The following is a 16,590-nucleotide window of genomic DNA, read 5'->3' on the forward strand; positions in this document are numbered from 1 at the left end:
CGCCATAACCGCCGCCGCCCGGCAATTCCAGGATCAGCCGGCGCCCGGCCGGAACATGCTGCCAGCCCTTCGGCCGCATCATCGTGCCGTCGTCCAGCTTGACCACCCCGGCAACGCCGGGCTTGCCGCCATTGCGCCCGCGCGGCGGATGGTTGACGCGGTCGAACATGGCCGAGAAGTCGAATTCATGGCCGTCGGTCGCCTCGATTTCGATGACCTGTCCCAGGCCGCCGCGGAATTCGCCGTCGCCGCCGGAGTCCGGGCGCAGTTCCTTGCGCCAGATAACGATCGGCCCGGTATGCTCCGTCGCCTCGATCGGCATCGTGTGCACGCCCGACGGGAAGGCCGTCGCTGATAGGCCATCAAGCTCGGGGCGGGCGCCCATGCCGCCCGAGTTGAACATCAGCACCTCGGCGCGACGACCCGAACCGCCCGCGACCGGCCGCGCCGAGATGTGGATGTTCCACAGCGCACCGGCGCCTTCCGAGAGGATCTTGCCGGGAAGCGCCTGGGAAATCGCGCCGAGCACGAGGTCTGGGACCATATGGCCGAAGATGTGGCGCAGCGCCACCGGCGCCGGCCGCACGGCGTTCAGGATGTTGACCGGCGACGACACAGTGAAGAAGGCCAGCGAAGCGGCATTGTTCGGAATGTCGGGCGCCACCACGCATTTCAGGGCGTAGCAGGCATAGGCCTTGCTGTAGATGATCGGACAGTTGATGCCCCAGCGGCTCATCGGGTCGGTGCCGGTGAAATCGACCTCGACATGATCATCGCGGACCGAAACCGTGGCGGCAAGCTTGACCGGCTCGTCATAGCCATCGGTCACCAGCTCGTTCGACCAGCTTCCCTTGGGCAGCGCCTTGATGCGGTCGAGCATGGCGTCGCGGGTGCGCGAGAAGATGAAGTCGCCGAGCCCATCCAGCGACGCCAGCCCGATCTCCCTCATCATGTCGACGAGGCGCCGGTGGCCGACCTCGTTGCAGGCGGCCAGCGAATAGAAGTCGCCGACCACCTGGTTCGGTTCGCGGACATTGGCGCGCAGCAACCGGACGAGGTCGAGATTGACCTTGCCCTTTTCCGCGAACTTCATGATCGGGATCTGGATGCCTTCCTCGTAAACCGACTTGGCGTCGGCGCCGAAGCCGCGCCCGCCGACATCCACGACATGCGCCGTGCAGGCGAAGAACGCCACCAGCTCGCCGTTCAGGAACGACGGCGACACCATGGTGATGTCGTGCAGATGGCCGGTGCCCTGCCAGGGATCGTTGGTGACGTAGGTGTCGCCCTCGAACATCTCCTCGCGCGGGATCGCGTTCATGAAATGCAGCACGGCCTCGGCCATGGTGTTGACGTGGCCAGGCGTGCCGGTGACCGCCTGCGCCAGCATCTGGCCGCGCGGGTCGAACACGCCCGCCGACAGGTCGCCGGACTCGCGCACCGAGGTCGAAAAAGCGGTGCGAAGTAGGGTAAGCGCCTGCTCCTCGACCACCGAGATCAACCGGTTCCACATCACCTGCATGCGGATTTCGCCAATGTCGCTCATGCCTGGCTGCCTTTGCGGATGAGAAGGATCGCGCCGTCGCTCTGGATGACGGCATCGAAGCTGGTGGTGATGACGGTGGAGGTCTCGCGCTCGACGATGACCGCCGGCCCGGCCACGCGATCGCCGGCGCAAAGCGTCTCACGGTCGATGATGCCATAGGTCTGCGGCGCGCCGCTCGCCGGATCGAAGACTGCCCGGGTGATGACTGCCTCACTCGACCGCTTGCCGGCGGTAAGTTCATGCCTGGCGACGGCCGGGCGAACATCCGTCGCCTTGACCGACCAGGTGACGATCTCGATCTCCAACCCGTCGAGCCCTTCGATGGCGCGGCCGAAGAAGCGCTGGTAGTTCGTCTCGAACAGCTCCTTCAGCCTTGCTACGGCATCGTCGCCGAACGGCTCGTCCGCCAGCGCCACGGGAATTTCCCAGCCCTGGCCGGCGTAGCGCATGAAGGCGGTGATCTCGCAGACGATCCTGCCGCTGGCGCCGGTTCGCACGAAGCCCTCGGCCGACGCCTTGAGATCGGCGAGCAGGGCGTTGACCTCGGAAGGCTTGAACCGCGACAGCCGCGTCAGCTTAGAGGCCAGCGCCTCGTAGCCGAACGGCGCCTTCAGGAAACCGATCGCCGACCCGACGCCGGCGCCCTTGGGGACGATGCACTGGTCGATGCCGAGCTTCTCGCACAGCCTTGCCGCGTGGAGGGGCGCGGCGCCGCCGAAGGCGATCATCAGATTGTCGGAGATGTTCTTGCCGTTTTCGACGGCATGGACGCGGGCGGCATTGGCCATGTTCTCGTCCACCACTTCGCAGATGCCGAAGGCGGTCGACATCGCGTTGAGTGACAGCCGCTCGCCGACGTCGCGCAGGATCGCCTGCTCGGAGGCAGAGGTATCGAGCTTGATCGCGCCGCCGGCGAAATTGTCAGGATCGAGCTTGCCGAGCACAAGGTCGGCGTCGGTGATCGCCGGACGCTTGCCGCCGCGGCCGTAGCAGGCCGGACCTGGCTCCGATCCGGCGCTTTCGGGCCCGGTCTGGATGCGGCCCATGGCGTCGACCCAGGCGATGGAGCCGCCGCCGGCACCGATCTCGATCATCTCGATCACGGGAATAGAGATCGGCATGCCCGATCCCTTGCAGAAGCGGTAGGTGCGCGCCACCTCGAAGGTCCTTGCCGTGCGCGGCGCATAGTCCTCGATCAGGCAGATCTTGGCGGTGGTGCCGCCCATGTCGTAGGAGACGACCTTTTCCAGGCCGAAGCGCCTGGCGATGTCGGCCGCGAAGATGGCGCCGCCGGCCGGTCCGGATTCGACCAGCCGCACCGGGAATTCCGAGGCGGTCTCCACTGAGATCAGGCCGCCGCCCGAATGGATCATGAACACCGGGCAGTCGGCGCCCATCTCCTTCAGGCGGATCTGCAGGCGGGCGAGGTAGTCGGCCATCTGCGGCCGCACATAGGCGTTGGCGCAGACCGTGTTGAAGCGCTCGAACTCGCGCATCTGCGGCGACACCTCGGCGCTGATCGAGATCGGGATGCTAAGTTTTCGCGAGAGGACTTCGCGGGCACGGCGCTCGTGGTCCGGATTGGCGTAGGCATGGATGAAGCCGATCGCCACCGAGCCGAAATTGGCCGCCGCGATCCGATCAGCGATTTCCTCCAGCGCTGCCTCGTCGAGCGGCTGCAACTCCTGGCCTTCGGCGCCGATGCGGCCCTTGACCGTGAAACGGTCCTCGCGCGGGATCAGCGGCGTCGGCAGTTGCAGGTTGAGATCATACTGTTCGAAGCGGTTCTCCGTCCGCATCTCGATCACGTCGCGGAACCCCTCGGTCGTGACCAGCGCGGTCCTCGCGCCGCGCCGCTCGATCAGCGCATTGGTCGCCAGCGTCGTGCCGTGGATGATGATGCCGATTTCGGAAGGCGAGATGCCGGCATCGCGGGTCACGATGGCGATGCCGTCTAGGATCGCCTGCTCGGGCGCCGAATAGTTGGTCAGCACCTTGGTCGAGAACAGCGTCCCCCTGATGTCTAGGGCGATGTCGGTGAAGGTGCCGCCGATGTCCGCGCCGAGACGGATGTCGTCAGTTCTGGAGGTCATGCCTTGGCCTTCTGGGAAGCGAGCGCGGCGTCGCGCATCTGGGAAAGGGTCTGCCGGGGCGTGAGCGCTTCGGGCGAAATGGCGATGTCGAGAACGGCGCCGGTCGCGGAGCTAAGCGCGCGGCCGAACGAGGCGGCGAAATCTTCCGTCGACTCTACCCGCTCGGCGTGGAAGCCATAGGCCATCGCCAGCGTCACGAAGTCCGGGTTCTCGAGCGAGGTCCCGGAAACGCGGGCCGGATAGTTGCGCTCCTGGTGCGCGCGGATGGTGCCGTAGATGCCGTTGTTGAGGATCAGCACGATCGGCTGCGCGCCCGCCTGCATGGCGGTTCCGAGTTCCTGGCAGTTCATCTGGAAGTCGCCGTCACCGGCAAAGCAGACGACCGTTCGCTGCGGAAACGCGACCTTGGCCGCGATCGCCGCCGGCAGGCCGTAACCCATCGCGCCCGACTGCGGAGCAAGCAGCCGCGCCTCCGGCCCGAACTTGAAGAACTTGTTCGGCCATACCGTGAAATTGCCGGCGCCGTTGGTGAGGATGACATCGGCCGGCAAGGTGTCGCGCAGCCAGGCGGCAACCTGCACCATGTCCACCGGGCCGGGCTGGACGGGCGCCGCGAATGTGTCTTCATAGGCCTTGCGCGCGGATGCCCGCCAGTCGGCCCAGCCGCCTTTGACCGGGGTCAGCGCCTTGGCAAAGGCGTTCGGGCCGGCATGGATGCCGATCGTCGGCACATAGATCTTGCCGATCTCGCGGTCGGAGCCATGCACATGGATCAGCTTTTGCCGCGGCACCGGTACCGACAGCAGCGTGTAGCCGTCCGTCGTCATCTCGCCGAAGCGGACATTGATAGCCAGGATCACGTCCGCTTCGCGGATCAGGTTCCTGACATGCGCTACCATGCCGACGCCGGCCTCGCCGACGAAGACCGGCGAATGATTGTCGAACCGGTCCTGATAGCGGAAGGCCGCCACGACAGGGATGTCGGAGGCCTCGGCGAAAGCCTGCAGCGCTGTGCGTCCCTCCGCCGTCCAGTTGGTGCCACCCATCAGCAGCACCGGCCTTTCGGCTCCCGTCAACAGCTTGAACGCCGAGGCGAGCGCTTCCGCTGACGGTGCCGGCTCGAAGATCGCGGCCGGCCCGGTGAGCGGCGCGGCCTCGGTCAGGGTGGTGAGCATGTCTTCAGGCAGCGCGATCACAACCGGGCCGGGCCGCCCGGTCAGGGCGGTGGTCCAGGCCCGCGCCACGATCTCCGGCAGACGCGAGACGTCATCGATCTCGACCGCCCATTTGGCGACCGTTCCGAACACCGCGCGGTAGTCGATCTCCTGGAAGGCCTCGCGCCCTTTCATGTCGGTGCCGACCTGGCCGACGAAGAGGATCATCGGAGAGCTGTCTTGCATGGCCGTGTGCACGCCGATGCTGGCATTGGTCACGCCCGGGCCGCGCGTCACGAAGCAGATACCGGGCGAGCCCGTCAGCTTGCCATAGGCGGAGGCCATGAACGCCGCGCCGCCCTCGTTGCGGCAAAGCACGTAGTCGAGCTTGCCATGGGTGTCGTGCAGCGCGTCGAGGACGGCGAGATAGCTTTCGCCGGGAACGCCGAAGCTCTTGCTCGCGCCAAGCGCGATCAGGCACTCGACAAGAAGGTGACCGCCATTGCGGACCATGCTTCGGCATCCTCACGATTGGCGGCAAGCGGATCGAGCCTGCCTCTTCGGATCTATACCTGCACGCAGGCAGGCCGGGACGAAATCAAGAAATGCGGTCCATTCGAAAGTTTTTCTTTACAGTGGCGGGCGCACCAGAACGCCGGGGTTCATGGTGCCCTTTGGATCGAGCGCGCCCTTCAGCCGCGCCATCAGGTCCCGCTCCACCGCATCGCGATTGCGATCGGCCATGGCGATCTTGGCGCGGCCAAGCCCATGCTCGGCTGCGAAGCTGCCGCCCATCTCCGTGGCGAGCGCCGACAGTGCTTCGGCCAACCGCCCGGCCTTGCCGTCGAAATCGGCACGGCCTTCCGGCGGCGACAGATTGTAGTGGATGTTGCCGTCGCCGAGATGCCCGAACGGGTTGATCCGCACGCCGGGCAGGATGTCTTGGCAGACCCGGGCGCCCGCCTCGATGAAACGGGCGATGGCGCCCGGCGGCACCGAGATGTCATGCTTGAGCTGCTCGCCCTCCAGCCGCTGTCCCTCCGGCTGTTCCTCGCGCAGTCGCCAGAACTGGGCTCGGTGCGCGCCCGATGTCGCCAGCGCGCCGTCGAGCACCAGGCCTTGCTCCATGCCCCATTCCAGCGCCGAGTTCAGGATTTCGTCCAGGGGAACCCGAAGCGAACCCGAAGCCAGCTCGACGAGCAGATAGACGTCTCCCCTTGTCTCCAACTGGTAGGCGAGATCGGGCACATGCCTTAGCGCCAGCTCCAGGCCGAGATCGCAGAAGAATTCGAGCCCGGTGAGGAATTCGCCGGCCTCGCCGCGCAGGAAAGCGCCGAAGGAGACGGCGGCGGCAAAGTCGGGCAGGACCAGGAGTGCGCCCGCCTGCTGTTTTGGCGTCGGGTAGAGCCTGAGCCCCGCGCGCGTCACGATGCCGAGCGTGCCTTCCGCGCCGCAGAACAGTTTGCGCAGCTGATAGCCGGCATTGTCCTTCTGCACCGCGCGCAGCCCGTCCCACACCACCCCGTCCGGGGTCACGACCTCGAGCCCGAGCACCAGGTCCTGCATCATGCCGTAGCGGAATGCGAGGCTGCCGCCGGCATTGGTGCCGATCAGGCCGCCGATCCTGGCGCTGCCTTCCGCTCCGAGATGCATCGGGAACATCAGGCCGTGTGGCTCCAGCGCCTCGTGCAGCGCGGCGAGCACGACGCCTGCCTCGACGATGATCGAGCCGCTATCGAGATCCGGTTTGCCGATCGCCGCCATGCGCGACAGCGAGACGATCACCGCGTTGGGCTGCTCCGCGACGGCGCCACCGCAAAGCCCGGTGTTGCCGCCTTGCGGCACCACCGCCAGCCCAGCCTCCCGACACACGTTGATCACCGCAGCCACTTCGGCGGTGCTCGCCGGTCTGGCGACGCCAAGCGGCGCCACGCCGTAGCGGTTGAGCCAGTCGCGCTGGTAGGGCTCGGCATCGCTGCCCAAAAGCCAGCCTTTCGGCCCGAGAATCTCGCTCAGCAGGGCGGTGGGATCAGTCATCGAAATACCTGGGAGATAGCTGGCGGCGTGCAGCTGCGGAACGTTGCACCTTCCCGAATGCCGTTCAATGACCCAGCACTTGCGACAGGAACTGCCGCGTGCGCTCGTTCTCGGAGCCGGCGAAGAATTGCTCCGGCGGCGCCTGCTCGACGATCTCGCCGGCGTCCATGAAGATCACCCGGTCGGCGACCCGGCGCGCGAAGCCCATCTCATGCGTGACGCAGATCATCGTCATGCCTTCGGAGGCGAGCGTGACCATGACGTCCAGCACTTCGGAGATCATTTCCGGATCGAGCGCCGAGGTCGGCTCGTCGAACAGCATGATCTGCGGCTGCATGCAAAGGGCACGCGCGATCGCCACCCGCTGCTGCTGGCCGCCGGAGAGCTGGCCGGGAAACTTCATCGCCTGCTCGGGGATGCGGACCTTCTCCAGATAGCGCCGTGCGGTCGCCTCGACCTCCGCGCGCGGCTGCTTGCGCACGATCATCGGCGCAAGCATGCAGTTCTCCAGCACCGTCATATGCGGGAACAGGTTGAAGTGCTGGAACACCATGCCGACCTCCCGCCTGATCTCGTCGATGTTGCCGACATCGTCGTTGAGTTCGGTGCCGAGCACGGTGATGCGGCCGCCATTGTGCTGCTCGAGCCGGTTGATGCAGCGGATCATGGTGGACTTGCCGGAGCCGGAGGGACCGCAGACGACGATCCTCTCTCCCCGCCCCACGGAAAGATCTATGTTCCGCAGCGCGTGGAAGGCGCCGTAATATTTGTCGAGGTTCTCGATGCGGACCGCGGGCCCGCCGGATTCACCCGAATTGCCTATCGTCATGCGGGCCTCCCTAGCGTTCGCCGACCGACATGCGGCGCTCGAGAAAGGCGCCGTAGCGGGACAGGCTGAAAACGAAGACGAAGTAGATGAAGGCGATGAAGGCGTAGACCTCGACATAGGCGAAGCGCCACTCGCCGGTTCCGTAGGCGGCGTTGCCCGACGCCAGGATCTCGAAGAAGCCGACAATGACCACCAGCGAGGTCTCCTTGAACGAGATGACGAACTGGTTGATCGTGGCCGGCAGCGCGTTGCGCATGGCCTGCGGCAGAAGGATGCGGCCGATGCGCTGCCAATAGCTCATGCCGAGTGCCATGGCGGCCTCTTCCTGTCCGTTGGGAACGCCCTGCAGGCCGCCTCTGACGATCTCCGCCTGGTAGGCGGAGAAGAACAGGGCCGAGCCCAGGATTACCCGGTACAGCTTGTCGCCCGCCAGCCACTGCGGCAGCGCGAACGGCAGGACGATGGCGAAGGTGAAGAGGATCGAGATCAGCGGCAGCGAGCGGACCGAGTCGATGATGATGCCGGTGGTCCGCGATATCCACGGCAGTTCCGACCGGCGCAGCAAGGCCAGGCAGATCGCCAGCGGGAAGCCGATCAGGCAGGTGGTCACGAAGATGAAGAGGGTCAGCGCCAGCCCGCCCCATGCTTCCTCGCCGACATAGGCGAGGCCAAGTACCCCGCCCTTCATCAGCATGTAATAGAGGGCCGTTCCGGCGCCCCAGACCAGCGCGATGCGGCGCCCGGTCCAGAAGGCCGGCATGCAACTCAGCACCGTCATCACCACCACGGCGACGCAGGCGAGCGCCGAGCGCCATTGCTCCTCAAAGGGATAAAGGCCGAACAGGATGATCCGCCATCTTGCGGCGATGACCGACCAGCAGGCTCCCGCCGCCGCCTGGCAGGCTTCAGGGCCGCCGCTTGTCGTGAAAACAGCTGAGAAGATCGCCCAGTTGAGCAACTTCCAGGCAAGGAAGACCATTACCGCCAGGGAGATCAACGACAGCAGCGCCTGAACTGGCGTCGCAAAGAAGCGCCGCTTCAGGTCCTCGATCCTCCTGGGAGCAGGTGGCGCGACAAAGACCATTTCCATCTCTCACCCCCTCAGTTGATTGCCCTTGAGGGCAATAGCCTTGTTGATGCGGTTGAACACTGCGGCGAGGCTGAGGTTGATGGTCAGGAAGCCCGCCATCAAAATACCGATCGCCTCAAGCGTCTGGCCGGAATGGTTGATGGTCAGCGCCACGATCATGAAGAAGTCGGTGAAGCCGACTGCGATGCCCATCGTCGTCGCCTTGATCAGCCAGACATACTGGTTGGCGAGGATCGGCAGCATGGCGCGCAGAGCAAGCGGCAGCTTGACCAGCGTGAAGACCCGCCATGGGCTGAGCCCCAGGGAGAGTGCCGCCTCCACCTGGCCCTTGCCGACGGCCTTGAAGCCGCCGCGGACGATCTCGGCGATGTAGGAGCCGCCATAGATGGCGATGGCGACCGCGAGCGCGGAAAACTCTGGTGGGATGCGCAGGCCGCCCCTTAGGTTGAGGCCTTGCAGGGCAGGGAAGTCGAGCAGCGGCGCATCTGGCAGACGACCGACGATCAGGATGAGGACCGCGCAGGCAAGCGCCGTTGCCATGCCGGCGAGCTGGATGGTGCGGCGCTCGCCGACCGGTTGGCTGAGCCGCGATGTCCGGCCAAGCCAGACCGGCAGCACGACAGCGGCGATCACCGACAAAATGGCCAGCGCCATTGCCACGCCGCCGACATTGGGAGCAGGGAGGTAGAGCCCGCGGCTGGTCAGCAGCATGCCCCAGGCTTCGTGCGCGGCGCGCGGCGTCGGCAGGTGCGTGATGATCGCGTACCAGAAGAAGACCTGGAGGATCAGCGGGATGTTGCGGAAGACATCGACATAGGTTCGGCCGAGCAGCCGCGCCAATTCGTTGGAGGACGTCCGCGCCAGGCCGACGATCGTCCCGACGACCGTTGCCAGCAGCAGTCCGACGCTGCCCAGGAACAGGGTGTTGACGATGCCGATAAGGAAGAACCACCAGTAGGGGTCGTTGGCTGTGGCGGGCAGGAGCGAGAAGTTCACGTCCCAGCCCGTCGATTTGTACAAGAAGTCGAATCCCGAAGTGATCCCTTGTTCAGCGAGGTTGCGCCGCGCGATCATCACGCCGGCAAGCACAAGTGCTGCAAGCGAGCCGACATAGAGAACCTGCAACAAAACGTTGCGGACCCTCTGATTTCTCAGCAGGCTGACCATATGCCAATCTCCCGAATTGCCGCCGGTTCCACCCGGCAAGACCGGGCGGAACTCAGAGCGGGACGCGTTAAGAACGGTCAGTCGATGACCAGCGGGAACAGGACGCCGCCATTGTTCCAGAGGTTGGTCAGGTCACGATCCATCTTGTAGGGCGACTCCTTGCCGAGATCGCGATCGAAGATCTCCGCGTAGTTTCCGACCTTCTTGATGACGTTGTAGGCCCAGTCGTCGGGAAGCCCGAGACCCTTGCCCATGCCCGGTGCCGCACCCAGAAACTTCGCGACTGCCGGCGAGGTGGGCTTGGCCTTGATCTCGTCGACATTCTTCGACGTGATGCCTTCCTGCTCGGCGAAGAGCAGGGCGGTGAGCGTCCAGTTGGCGACGTCGACCCAGTTATCGTCTCCCTGACGCACGATCATGACTTCGGGTTCGACCGCAAGCACGTCGGGCAGGATCACGTGATCGTCGACCTTGCCCTTGGCCACGCGCGCGATTGCAAGGACCGGCCCCCACTGGGCGTACATGTCGCAGCGACCCGAGAAGTATGCCTGCTCGAGCTCTTCCGTCTTTTCGATGACGACCGGTTCCAGCTTGATCCCGACCTTCTGCGCATAGGCGGCGACCTGCTGCTCGATGGTCGTGCCGGCGGGAATGCAGATCGTGCCACCATCGGCGTCCTTGAGCGACTTGAGGTTGAGCTCCTTGTGCGCCATCACCTTGGTCGTGCCCAGATAATAGGACATGGAGAACTGCAGGCCGAGCTCGGTGTCGCGGCTGAGCGTGCCGCCCGAGGCCTTGATGATAATGTCGACATCGCCCGATTGCAGCGACGGCCAGCGCTGGGCCCAGCTGATCGGAACGACCTTCAGTTTTGCCGGGTCGCCGAACACAGCCGTGGCCACCGCCCGGCAGAGGTCGATGTCCATGCCCTTCCAGTTGCCCTTGTCGTCGACCTCGGCGAAGCCGAGATAGGAGCCGTCATGGCCGGTGCAGTTGAGCAAGCCGCGTGCCTTGACGGTTTCGAGCGTCTTGCCGCCCGCGGCCTCGGCCGGCGCCGCGAAATGAACCAGGCCAACGGCCAGGGCCGCAGCCCCCCATTGCATCATTTTCATGGTGTTGTCTCCACTGTTGAGGTTGTTCAGTTTCTTGTTTTTGTTGGAGTCCGAAACAGCGTTCGGAACTCGGTCGCGAAGCCGCTTCCTAGTCGGAAAGCGGGGTCGGTTTCGGCAAGGAAATCTTGAGGTCGCTTCGCCAGTCCTGCTGCGCCAGCCATCGGTGCAGCGCGGCCACAGCCTTCACACGCAGATGCCCGCGCGGGACGACAAGGTAGAAGCCGGGGACTTCCTCCGGCTTCATGTCGGCAATGGCGTCGCGGCCGATCGGCGCAACGAGCGCGCCCGACCGGAAGTCTTCCTCGGCGTCGATGACGGAAACCAGGCCCACGCCGATGCCTTGCAAGGCCGCCCGGCGCATGGTTGCCGCATCGTCGAAGCTGATGCTGCGGTCACCATCTGTCAGCTCCACCCCCAGGTGCCGCAATATATCCGGCCACAGGCGCTTCGACTTGACGGTGTCGAGCAGCGTGAACTTCGTCAGGTCGTGCGCCGACTTGATCTTCTCGCCGATCGCCGGCGTGCAGCAGATGATCTTCGGGTCCGGCACCAGCAGCGTCGTGTCGTAGTCGGGCCAGCTGCCGTAACCCCACTGCACTGTCATATCGATGTCGTCGCGCCCGAAATCCGGCAGGTCGACCATCGTCGTCAGGCGCAGGTCGGCGCCCGGCAGGATCTCGCGGAACAGCGAAAGCCTGGGCAGCAGATAGTGGGTGGCGAAATACGGGCTCGCATTCAGGTTGATGCGATCCCGGTAGTTCGACTTGGTGACGCGGCGGACGCCTTCCGAGAACTCGTCGAAGCCGGCCTTGACGTAATGCGACAGCAGGATCGCCGATTCCGTCAGTTCGATCGATCGGCCCTTGCGCTCGAACAGCGTCACCTGCAGCGTGTCTTCCAGGAGCTTGATCTGTTGGCCGACCGCCTGCGGCGTCACCAGCAGTTCGTCGGCCGCCTGCCGGAAGCTCTTGTGCTGCGCGACGGCATGGAAGACCCTGAGCGCATTGAGCGAGGGAAGGCGAAGCTTGCCGGTCATCGTGAATTCCGCCTCCTCTTTGCTTGGGCTCCGTCGATCATGCACTGCTGTATTTTCCGCCGCCGGCGGCTGCGGAATGTCGCCTCATGCGTAGATATAACCACCTGAAACGATTACGTTTTCGCCGGTCATGTAGGTATTCTTGGGGCCGCCGGTCATCAGCACCCACTCGGCGATCTCGGTGGGCTCGGCGCCGCGGCCGAGCGGGCTTGCCTTGGCCAGTTCCTCGAGGAAGCCGAGGGCTTTTGCCTTCTCCGTCGCCATGCCGGCCGGCGCCACCGAATTCACCAGGATGCCGTCCTTGGCGACGTGATGGGCGAAGGACCGCGTCAGGCTGACGACGGCAGCCTTGGTCGCCGCATAATGGGCGTTCTGCGGATGCGCCTTGAACGCATCCACCGAGGTCAGGTTGACGATCCGCCCGCGCACTTGCGCTTTCGGCTCCTGCGACTGCATGTGGCGGACGGCCGCCGCCATCATGTGGTAGGTGCCCTTGATGTTGATGCCATTGGAGGCGTCCCACTCCGCGTCGGTGATCTCGAGCAGTGGGCGGCGCGGGTAGATCGCGGCGCAGTTGATCAGCGTGTCGACGCGCCCGAGCTTCGAGACGATGGCCTCGAAAGCGGCGTGGCACTGCGGGCCGACCTGGATGTCGCAGGTCGCAGACGCGGTCGGCAGGCCCTTGGCCTTGGCCGGCTCCAGCGCGCTCTCGGCCGCGTCCTGGTTGATGTCGATGATGCCGATCTTTGCCGCCCCGGCCTCCACGGCCATCCGTGCCAAAAGCGCGCCGAGGCCGGCGCCGCCACCAACGATGAGAACGGAAAGGTCTTTCATCCTATTTTCCTTGCTTGCTGCCGCTTGGGCTGGTCGGCCGGGTCGGCATGATGTCGAAGCGGGTTACGTCGGCCCATGCGGGCAGGCCGAGCAGCGTGACGACCATGCTCGCTACGTCGTCCGGCTGCACGGCGACGTTCCCGGCGTACATGGCGGCCCGGGCCTGGGCGTCGAGTATGTCCTTGTAGAGCTGCGTCTCGACGCGGCCGGGCACGATTTCGGTGACACGTATGCCGTGAGGGGAGAGGTCGGCGCGCAGCGCGGCGGCAAAGCCGGCTATCGCCGCCTTGGTGGCCGAATAGACGGCGACGTTCGGAAATGCCGCATGGCCGGCGGAAGACCCGGTGAACAGAATGTGCCCCGACTGCCGCTCGCGCATCTGCGGCACGACGAGGCGGGTGAGCAGGATTGCCGAGCTAACGTTGACCTCGAGCGCGGTGTCGATGTCGGCGATCTTCATGTCGGCGAAATTGCCGAGCGGCGGCATGATCCCGGCATTGTTGATCAGCACGTCGATGGTGAGATCGGCCACGACCGATTCCAGCGCCTCGCGGTCCGTGACGTCGACGGCGATCGGCACGATGCCCGGTCGCTCGGCCTGCAACTCCTTGAGCGCGGCCTGGCTGCGCCCGACGGCATAGACGTCGTAACCCGCGTCGCTCAACGCGACCGCGATGGCCCGCCCTATGCCGCTCGTCGCACCTGTGATGAAGGCTGTCGTCACGTGGACTTTCCCCGATTGCCTGGCTTTCACTGTGCGGCTTTGACCGGTGCCGCGAAACCAAGAAAACCAGCAAAAAGGAAAGATAAATTTTCGAAAGCCTTTTTGGCCGGCTGGAATTTCCAACGCGCCTGCGCGGCCGCGAAACCTGCAAACCCAGGCAAAGCAAAGCTTTCAGGGCGTGAACCTGGGCTTTCGGCCGCCGATCGAGCAAAAACATGGCTTTCGCGAACGCCCGGCCGGCGAACGGGCGCCGCATCGAAGGTGGCGAAGCCTATCCGGCCGTCGGCACGGGCTTGCTCATCTCGGTGAACAGCGCCGCCGCCGCCGCCTTCTGCTCGGCGTCGGTCGCCTCGACGCCCGAGGCCCGGGCGAGCGCGCGCACCCGGCCGAGACTGTTGTGCAGGTGCTTGCGCATGGCCTGGCGGGCGGCGCGGCCGTCCTGCCTTTCGATGGCATCGACGATTGCCTTGTGCTCGCTGTGGATGCGCGCGTAGTAGCTGTCCTTGAGCGCGGGTTCCACCATATAGCCGAGTTGGAAGCGCGGCACGATCATCGGCCTGAGATAGGCCAGGAAGCCGTGGATGAATTCATTGCGCGCGGCCTTGGCGATCGCCAGGTGGAAATCATAGTCGTAGTGGATCTGGACGACGGCGGGATCCGCCTGCTGGGCGTCAACCTGCTCCATTACGGCCCGGATCGCGCCCGCCTCTGCTTCGCTCCGCCGTTCGGCGCAGAGCCCGGCGGACTCGACCTCGACGCTCAGCCTGAGTTCCAGCAGGGCGATGGTCTCCGGCAAGGTCCTCAGCGCCTCGTCAGGTATCGAGAAATTGCGCGGCGCCGGCGTCTCGCTGACGAACATGCCGCGTCCCTGCTGCGGCACCACCATGCCGTCGGAACGCAATCGCGCCACCGCTTCCCGCACCACGGTGCGGCTGACGTCGTATGCCGCGCACAGCTCCGCCTCGGTCGGCAGCTGCGCGCCGGGAGGCAGCCGGCCGGAACGGATCTTCTCGGACAGGCTCTCGGCCACGACGGTGGACAGCGGCTTGCGCTTCGTCATCAGTCTCCCTCTCGCCCGATTCGGGATGATGCCCGAACCGGCAGAACCATTCAAACCGCCGCGGTGACGATCAGCTCGACCAGCATGCCGGGCTTCGCCATCCGGCCCTCGCCGGAAGAGCGCGCCGGCGCGTGTTGCTTCGGCATCCAGGCGTCCCAGACCGTGTTGACCTCGTCGAAGTCTCTGATGTCGTCGAGCCACATCTGGACGTGAAGGATGCGGTTCTTGTCCGTGCCGGCCTTGGCAAGCAGCGCATCGATCTTGCCGAGCACCTCGTGCATCTGGTCGGCCGCGGACTGGCCGGGTTGGGCGACCTGGCCGGTGAGATAGAGCGTGCCGTTGTGGATGACACCGTGGTGGATGCGGGTGTCGAAGTCAAAGCGCTGGATATCGCCCACTGGATCGTCCTTGTCAGATTGCCGGCGTCTGCCGGATCGGGTTGCCTTGCAGATATTGCGCGTAGGGCGCCTGAACGAGCCAGCCGGCGTCGACGGGCAGGGTGACGCCGGTGATCGACGCGGCGCGCTCGGAGCAGAGGAACAGCGCGGCCTCGGCGACATCGCGCGGCTCGACGAAGCGGCGCAGCGCGGTGGTGGCCTGTATGGCTTCCGGGTTGCGCTCACCCTTGGCGATCTTCGCTTTCAGCCCGTCCGAAAGCGTGTAGCCCGGCGCCACCGCATTGACGCGAACGCCGTGCGGGCCGAGTTCGGCCGCAAGGATCTGCGTCAGCGCCAGCACCGCATGCTTTCCGGGTGTGTAGGCCGGCAGTGACAGCGGCGCGAAGGAGGCGAGCGAGCCGACATTGAGGATCGCGCCGCGCCCGGCGGCCGACATCAGCCGGCCGAATGCTTGGCAGCCAAGCAGCGTGCCGCGATAGTTGATCCGCCACATCTTCTCGTCCTCGTCCAGGTCCTGGTCGAGCACGTGCTTGCCGCTCTGCAGGACGCCGGCGCAGTTGACGACGACATGCGGCGTGCCGAGCACCCCCACGACGGCTTGCGCCAGCGCCTCGACGGAGGCGGGATTGCCGACGTCGGTCTGGACAAACAGGGCACGCGGCGCGCCCGCCGTCTCGCAGGCGAGAGCCGTCTCCTTGCCTCGTTCGGAGTCCCTGCCGGCGACGACCACCTGATAGCTGTCCTCGGCGAAACGCAGGGCGATCGCGCGCCCAATGCCGGAAGTGCCGCCGATGATGACGGCGGTCAAAGCCTCAGCCATGATGGCGTTCCTTGCGCTCGATATCGAAGAATTCGGCCATGGCTTCCACCTGGAAATCCATCATCGGGCGTCCGGGCTGGATGCGGCAGCCGATCTCCTTCGCCGCCTTGAGCAGCGCCGTCTCGGCCGGCTCCATGATAATGTCGACCACCGTCATCTCCGGCGTCAGCTTGCTAACATCCAGCGGCAACGGATCGCTCGCTTTCAGCCCGGACGGCGTCGCGTTGATCGCCATGTCCATGCCTGACGGATCGGGCTCGCCAACCTCGATGCGGCAGTTCGGAAACGCCCTGCCGACCAGCGCGGCGAGTTTCCCGGCGCGATCCGTGTCGATGTCGGCCAGCCGGATCTCCGCCGCGCCTTCCTCGGCCAGGCAGTAGGTCAGCGATGCCCCGGCGCCGCCGGCGCCGACCTGCAGTATGCGCCGGCCGGCAATCGGATGCCCGCCTGCCTTCAGCCCGTCGATGAAGCCGACGCCGTCGAAATTGTCGGCGTACCAGCTTCCATCCGGCAGCCTGCGCACGGAATTGGCGCTCTGCACCCGCGCGGCGCGATCGTGAGCAGCTCCATGATAATGTCGACCACCGTCATCTCCGGCGTCAGCTTGCTAACATCCAGCGGCAACGGATCGCTCGCTTTCAGCCCGGACGGCGTCGCGTTGATCGCCATGTCCATGCCTGACGGATCGGG

At 65.5% G+C, this 16,590-nt stretch carries 15 protein-coding genes; all 15 read right to left on the reverse strand.

Going from position 1 to position 16,590, the window contains the following annotated elements:
* On the reverse strand, positions 1–1,546 hold a 1,546-nt coding region (locus tag EN745_RS13485), incomplete at its 3' end, for a hydantoinase B/oxoprolinase family protein (RefSeq protein WP_145992021.1).
* Positions 1,543–3,639, reverse strand: coding sequence for a hydantoinase/oxoprolinase family protein (locus EN745_RS13490; RefSeq protein ID WP_127421474.1), 2,097 nt, complete (start codon positions 3,637–3,639; stop codon positions 1,543–1,545). The genes EN745_RS13490 and EN745_RS13485, both read right to left, overlap by 4 nt.
* Positions 3,636–5,306 (reverse strand): thiamine pyrophosphate-binding protein, encoded by a 1,671-nt coding sequence (locus EN745_RS13495; RefSeq protein WP_127421475.1) that lies wholly within the window; start codon positions 5,304–5,306, stop codon positions 3,636–3,638. Before EN745_RS13495 ends, EN745_RS13490 begins: the two co-directional genes overlap by 4 nt.
* Before the next feature lie 117 nt (positions 5,307–5,423).
* On the reverse strand, positions 5,424–6,830 hold the full coding sequence (locus tag EN745_RS13500; RefSeq protein ID WP_127421476.1) for an FAD-binding oxidoreductase: 1,407 nt from the start codon (positions 6,828–6,830) through the stop codon (positions 5,424–5,426).
* A 64-nt stretch (positions 6,831–6,894) separates the two neighbouring features.
* Positions 6,895–7,659, reverse strand: a complete 765-nt coding sequence (locus tag EN745_RS13505) for an amino acid ABC transporter ATP-binding protein (protein ID WP_189363035.1) — start codon at positions 7,657–7,659, stop codon at positions 6,895–6,897.
* Between the two features lie 10 nt (positions 7,660–7,669).
* Positions 7,670–8,749, reverse strand: coding sequence for an amino acid ABC transporter permease (locus EN745_RS13510; RefSeq protein WP_126056518.1), 1,080 nt, complete (start codon positions 8,747–8,749; stop codon positions 7,670–7,672).
* Positions 8,750–8,752: 3 nt separating this feature from the next.
* Positions 8,753–9,916, reverse strand: a complete 1,164-nt coding sequence (locus EN745_RS13515) for an ABC transporter permease subunit (RefSeq protein ID WP_127405351.1) — start codon at positions 9,914–9,916, stop codon at positions 8,753–8,755.
* 77 nt (positions 9,917–9,993) lie between these two features.
* On the reverse strand, positions 9,994–11,028 hold the full coding sequence (locus tag EN745_RS13520) for an amino acid ABC transporter substrate-binding protein (protein WP_126056516.1): 1,035 nt from the start codon (positions 11,026–11,028) through the stop codon (positions 9,994–9,996).
* A gap of 88 nt (positions 11,029–11,116) precedes the next feature.
* Entirely contained in the window at positions 11,117–12,064 is a 948-nt protein-coding gene (locus EN745_RS13525; protein ID WP_126056515.1) for a LysR substrate-binding domain-containing protein, read from the reverse strand.
* A gap of 84 nt (positions 12,065–12,148) precedes the next feature.
* The gene (locus tag EN745_RS13530) at positions 12,149–12,898 is read right to left on the reverse strand and encodes an SDR family oxidoreductase (RefSeq protein WP_127421477.1); all 750 of its coding nucleotides are present in this window, start codon (positions 12,896–12,898) and stop codon (positions 12,149–12,151) included.
* 1 nt (position 12,899) lies between these two features.
* The gene (locus EN745_RS13535) at positions 12,900–13,622 is read right to left on the reverse strand and encodes an SDR family oxidoreductase (protein WP_127421478.1); all 723 of its coding nucleotides are present in this window, start codon (positions 13,620–13,622) and stop codon (positions 12,900–12,902) included.
* Positions 13,623–13,893: 271 nt separating this feature from the next.
* Positions 13,894–14,682 (reverse strand): FadR/GntR family transcriptional regulator, encoded by a 789-nt coding sequence (locus EN745_RS13540; RefSeq protein WP_189363036.1) that lies wholly within the window; start codon positions 14,680–14,682, stop codon positions 13,894–13,896.
* A gap of 50 nt (positions 14,683–14,732) precedes the next feature.
* On the reverse strand, positions 14,733–15,080 hold the full coding sequence (locus EN745_RS13545) for a RidA family protein (RefSeq protein ID WP_127421480.1): 348 nt from the start codon (positions 15,078–15,080) through the stop codon (positions 14,733–14,735).
* 13 nt (positions 15,081–15,093) lie between these two features.
* Positions 15,094–15,900: an SDR family oxidoreductase gene (locus tag EN745_RS13550; protein ID WP_127421481.1), complete on the reverse strand. Its 807-nt coding sequence runs from the start codon at positions 15,898–15,900 to the stop codon at positions 15,094–15,096.
* A complete protein-coding gene (locus EN745_RS13555; RefSeq protein WP_245487713.1) occupies positions 15,893–16,423 on the reverse strand; it encodes a shikimate dehydrogenase in 531 nt (176 codons plus the stop codon). The genes EN745_RS13550 and EN745_RS13555 overlap by 8 nt, the downstream gene beginning before the upstream one ends.
* Positions 16,424–16,590 lie beyond the last annotated feature (167 nt).

Origin of the sequence: Mesorhizobium sp. M4A.F.Ca.ET.022.05.2.1, from assembly GCF_003998845.1 — a bacterium.
Taxonomy (GTDB): domain Bacteria; phylum Pseudomonadota; class Alphaproteobacteria; order Rhizobiales; family Rhizobiaceae; genus Mesorhizobium.

Excerpts from the sequence above, each read along its gene's own strand:
- EN745_RS13490 (WP_127421474.1), bottom strand. The coding sequence starts at position 3,639 with ATGACCTCCAGAACTGACGACATCCGTCTCGGCGCGGACATCGGCGGC.
- EN745_RS13495 (WP_127421475.1), bottom strand. The coding sequence starts at position 5,306 with ATGGTCCGCAATGGCGGTCACCTTCTTGTCGAGTGCCTGATCGCGCTT.
- EN745_RS13500 (WP_127421476.1), bottom strand. The coding sequence starts at position 6,830 with ATGACTGATCCCACCGCCCTGCTGAGCGAGATTCTCGGGCCGAAAGGC.
- EN745_RS13505 (WP_189363035.1), bottom strand. The coding sequence starts at position 7,659 with ATGACGATAGGCAATTCGGGTGAATCCGGCGGGCCCGCGGTCCGCATC.
- EN745_RS13510 (WP_126056518.1), bottom strand. The coding sequence starts at position 8,749 with ATGGAAATGGTCTTTGTCGCGCCACCTGCTCCCAGGAGGATCGAGGAC.
- EN745_RS13515 (WP_127405351.1), bottom strand. The coding sequence starts at position 9,916 with ATGGTCAGCCTGCTGAGAAATCAGAGGGTCCGCAACGTTTTGTTGCAG.
- EN745_RS13520 (WP_126056516.1), bottom strand. The coding sequence starts at position 11,028 with ATGAAAATGATGCAATGGGGGGCTGCGGCCCTGGCCGTTGGCCTGGTT.
- EN745_RS13525 (WP_126056515.1), bottom strand. The coding sequence starts at position 12,064 with ATGACCGGCAAGCTTCGCCTTCCCTCGCTCAATGCGCTCAGGGTCTTC.
- EN745_RS13530 (WP_127421477.1), bottom strand. The coding sequence starts at position 12,898 with ATGAAAGACCTTTCCGTTCTCATCGTTGGTGGCGGCGCCGGCCTCGGC.
- EN745_RS13540 (WP_189363036.1), bottom strand. The coding sequence starts at position 14,682 with ATGACGAAGCGCAAGCCGCTGTCCACCGTCGTGGCCGAGAGCCTGTCC.
- EN745_RS13550 (WP_127421481.1), bottom strand. The coding sequence starts at position 15,900 with ATGGCTGAGGCTTTGACCGCCGTCATCATCGGCGGCACTTCCGGCATT.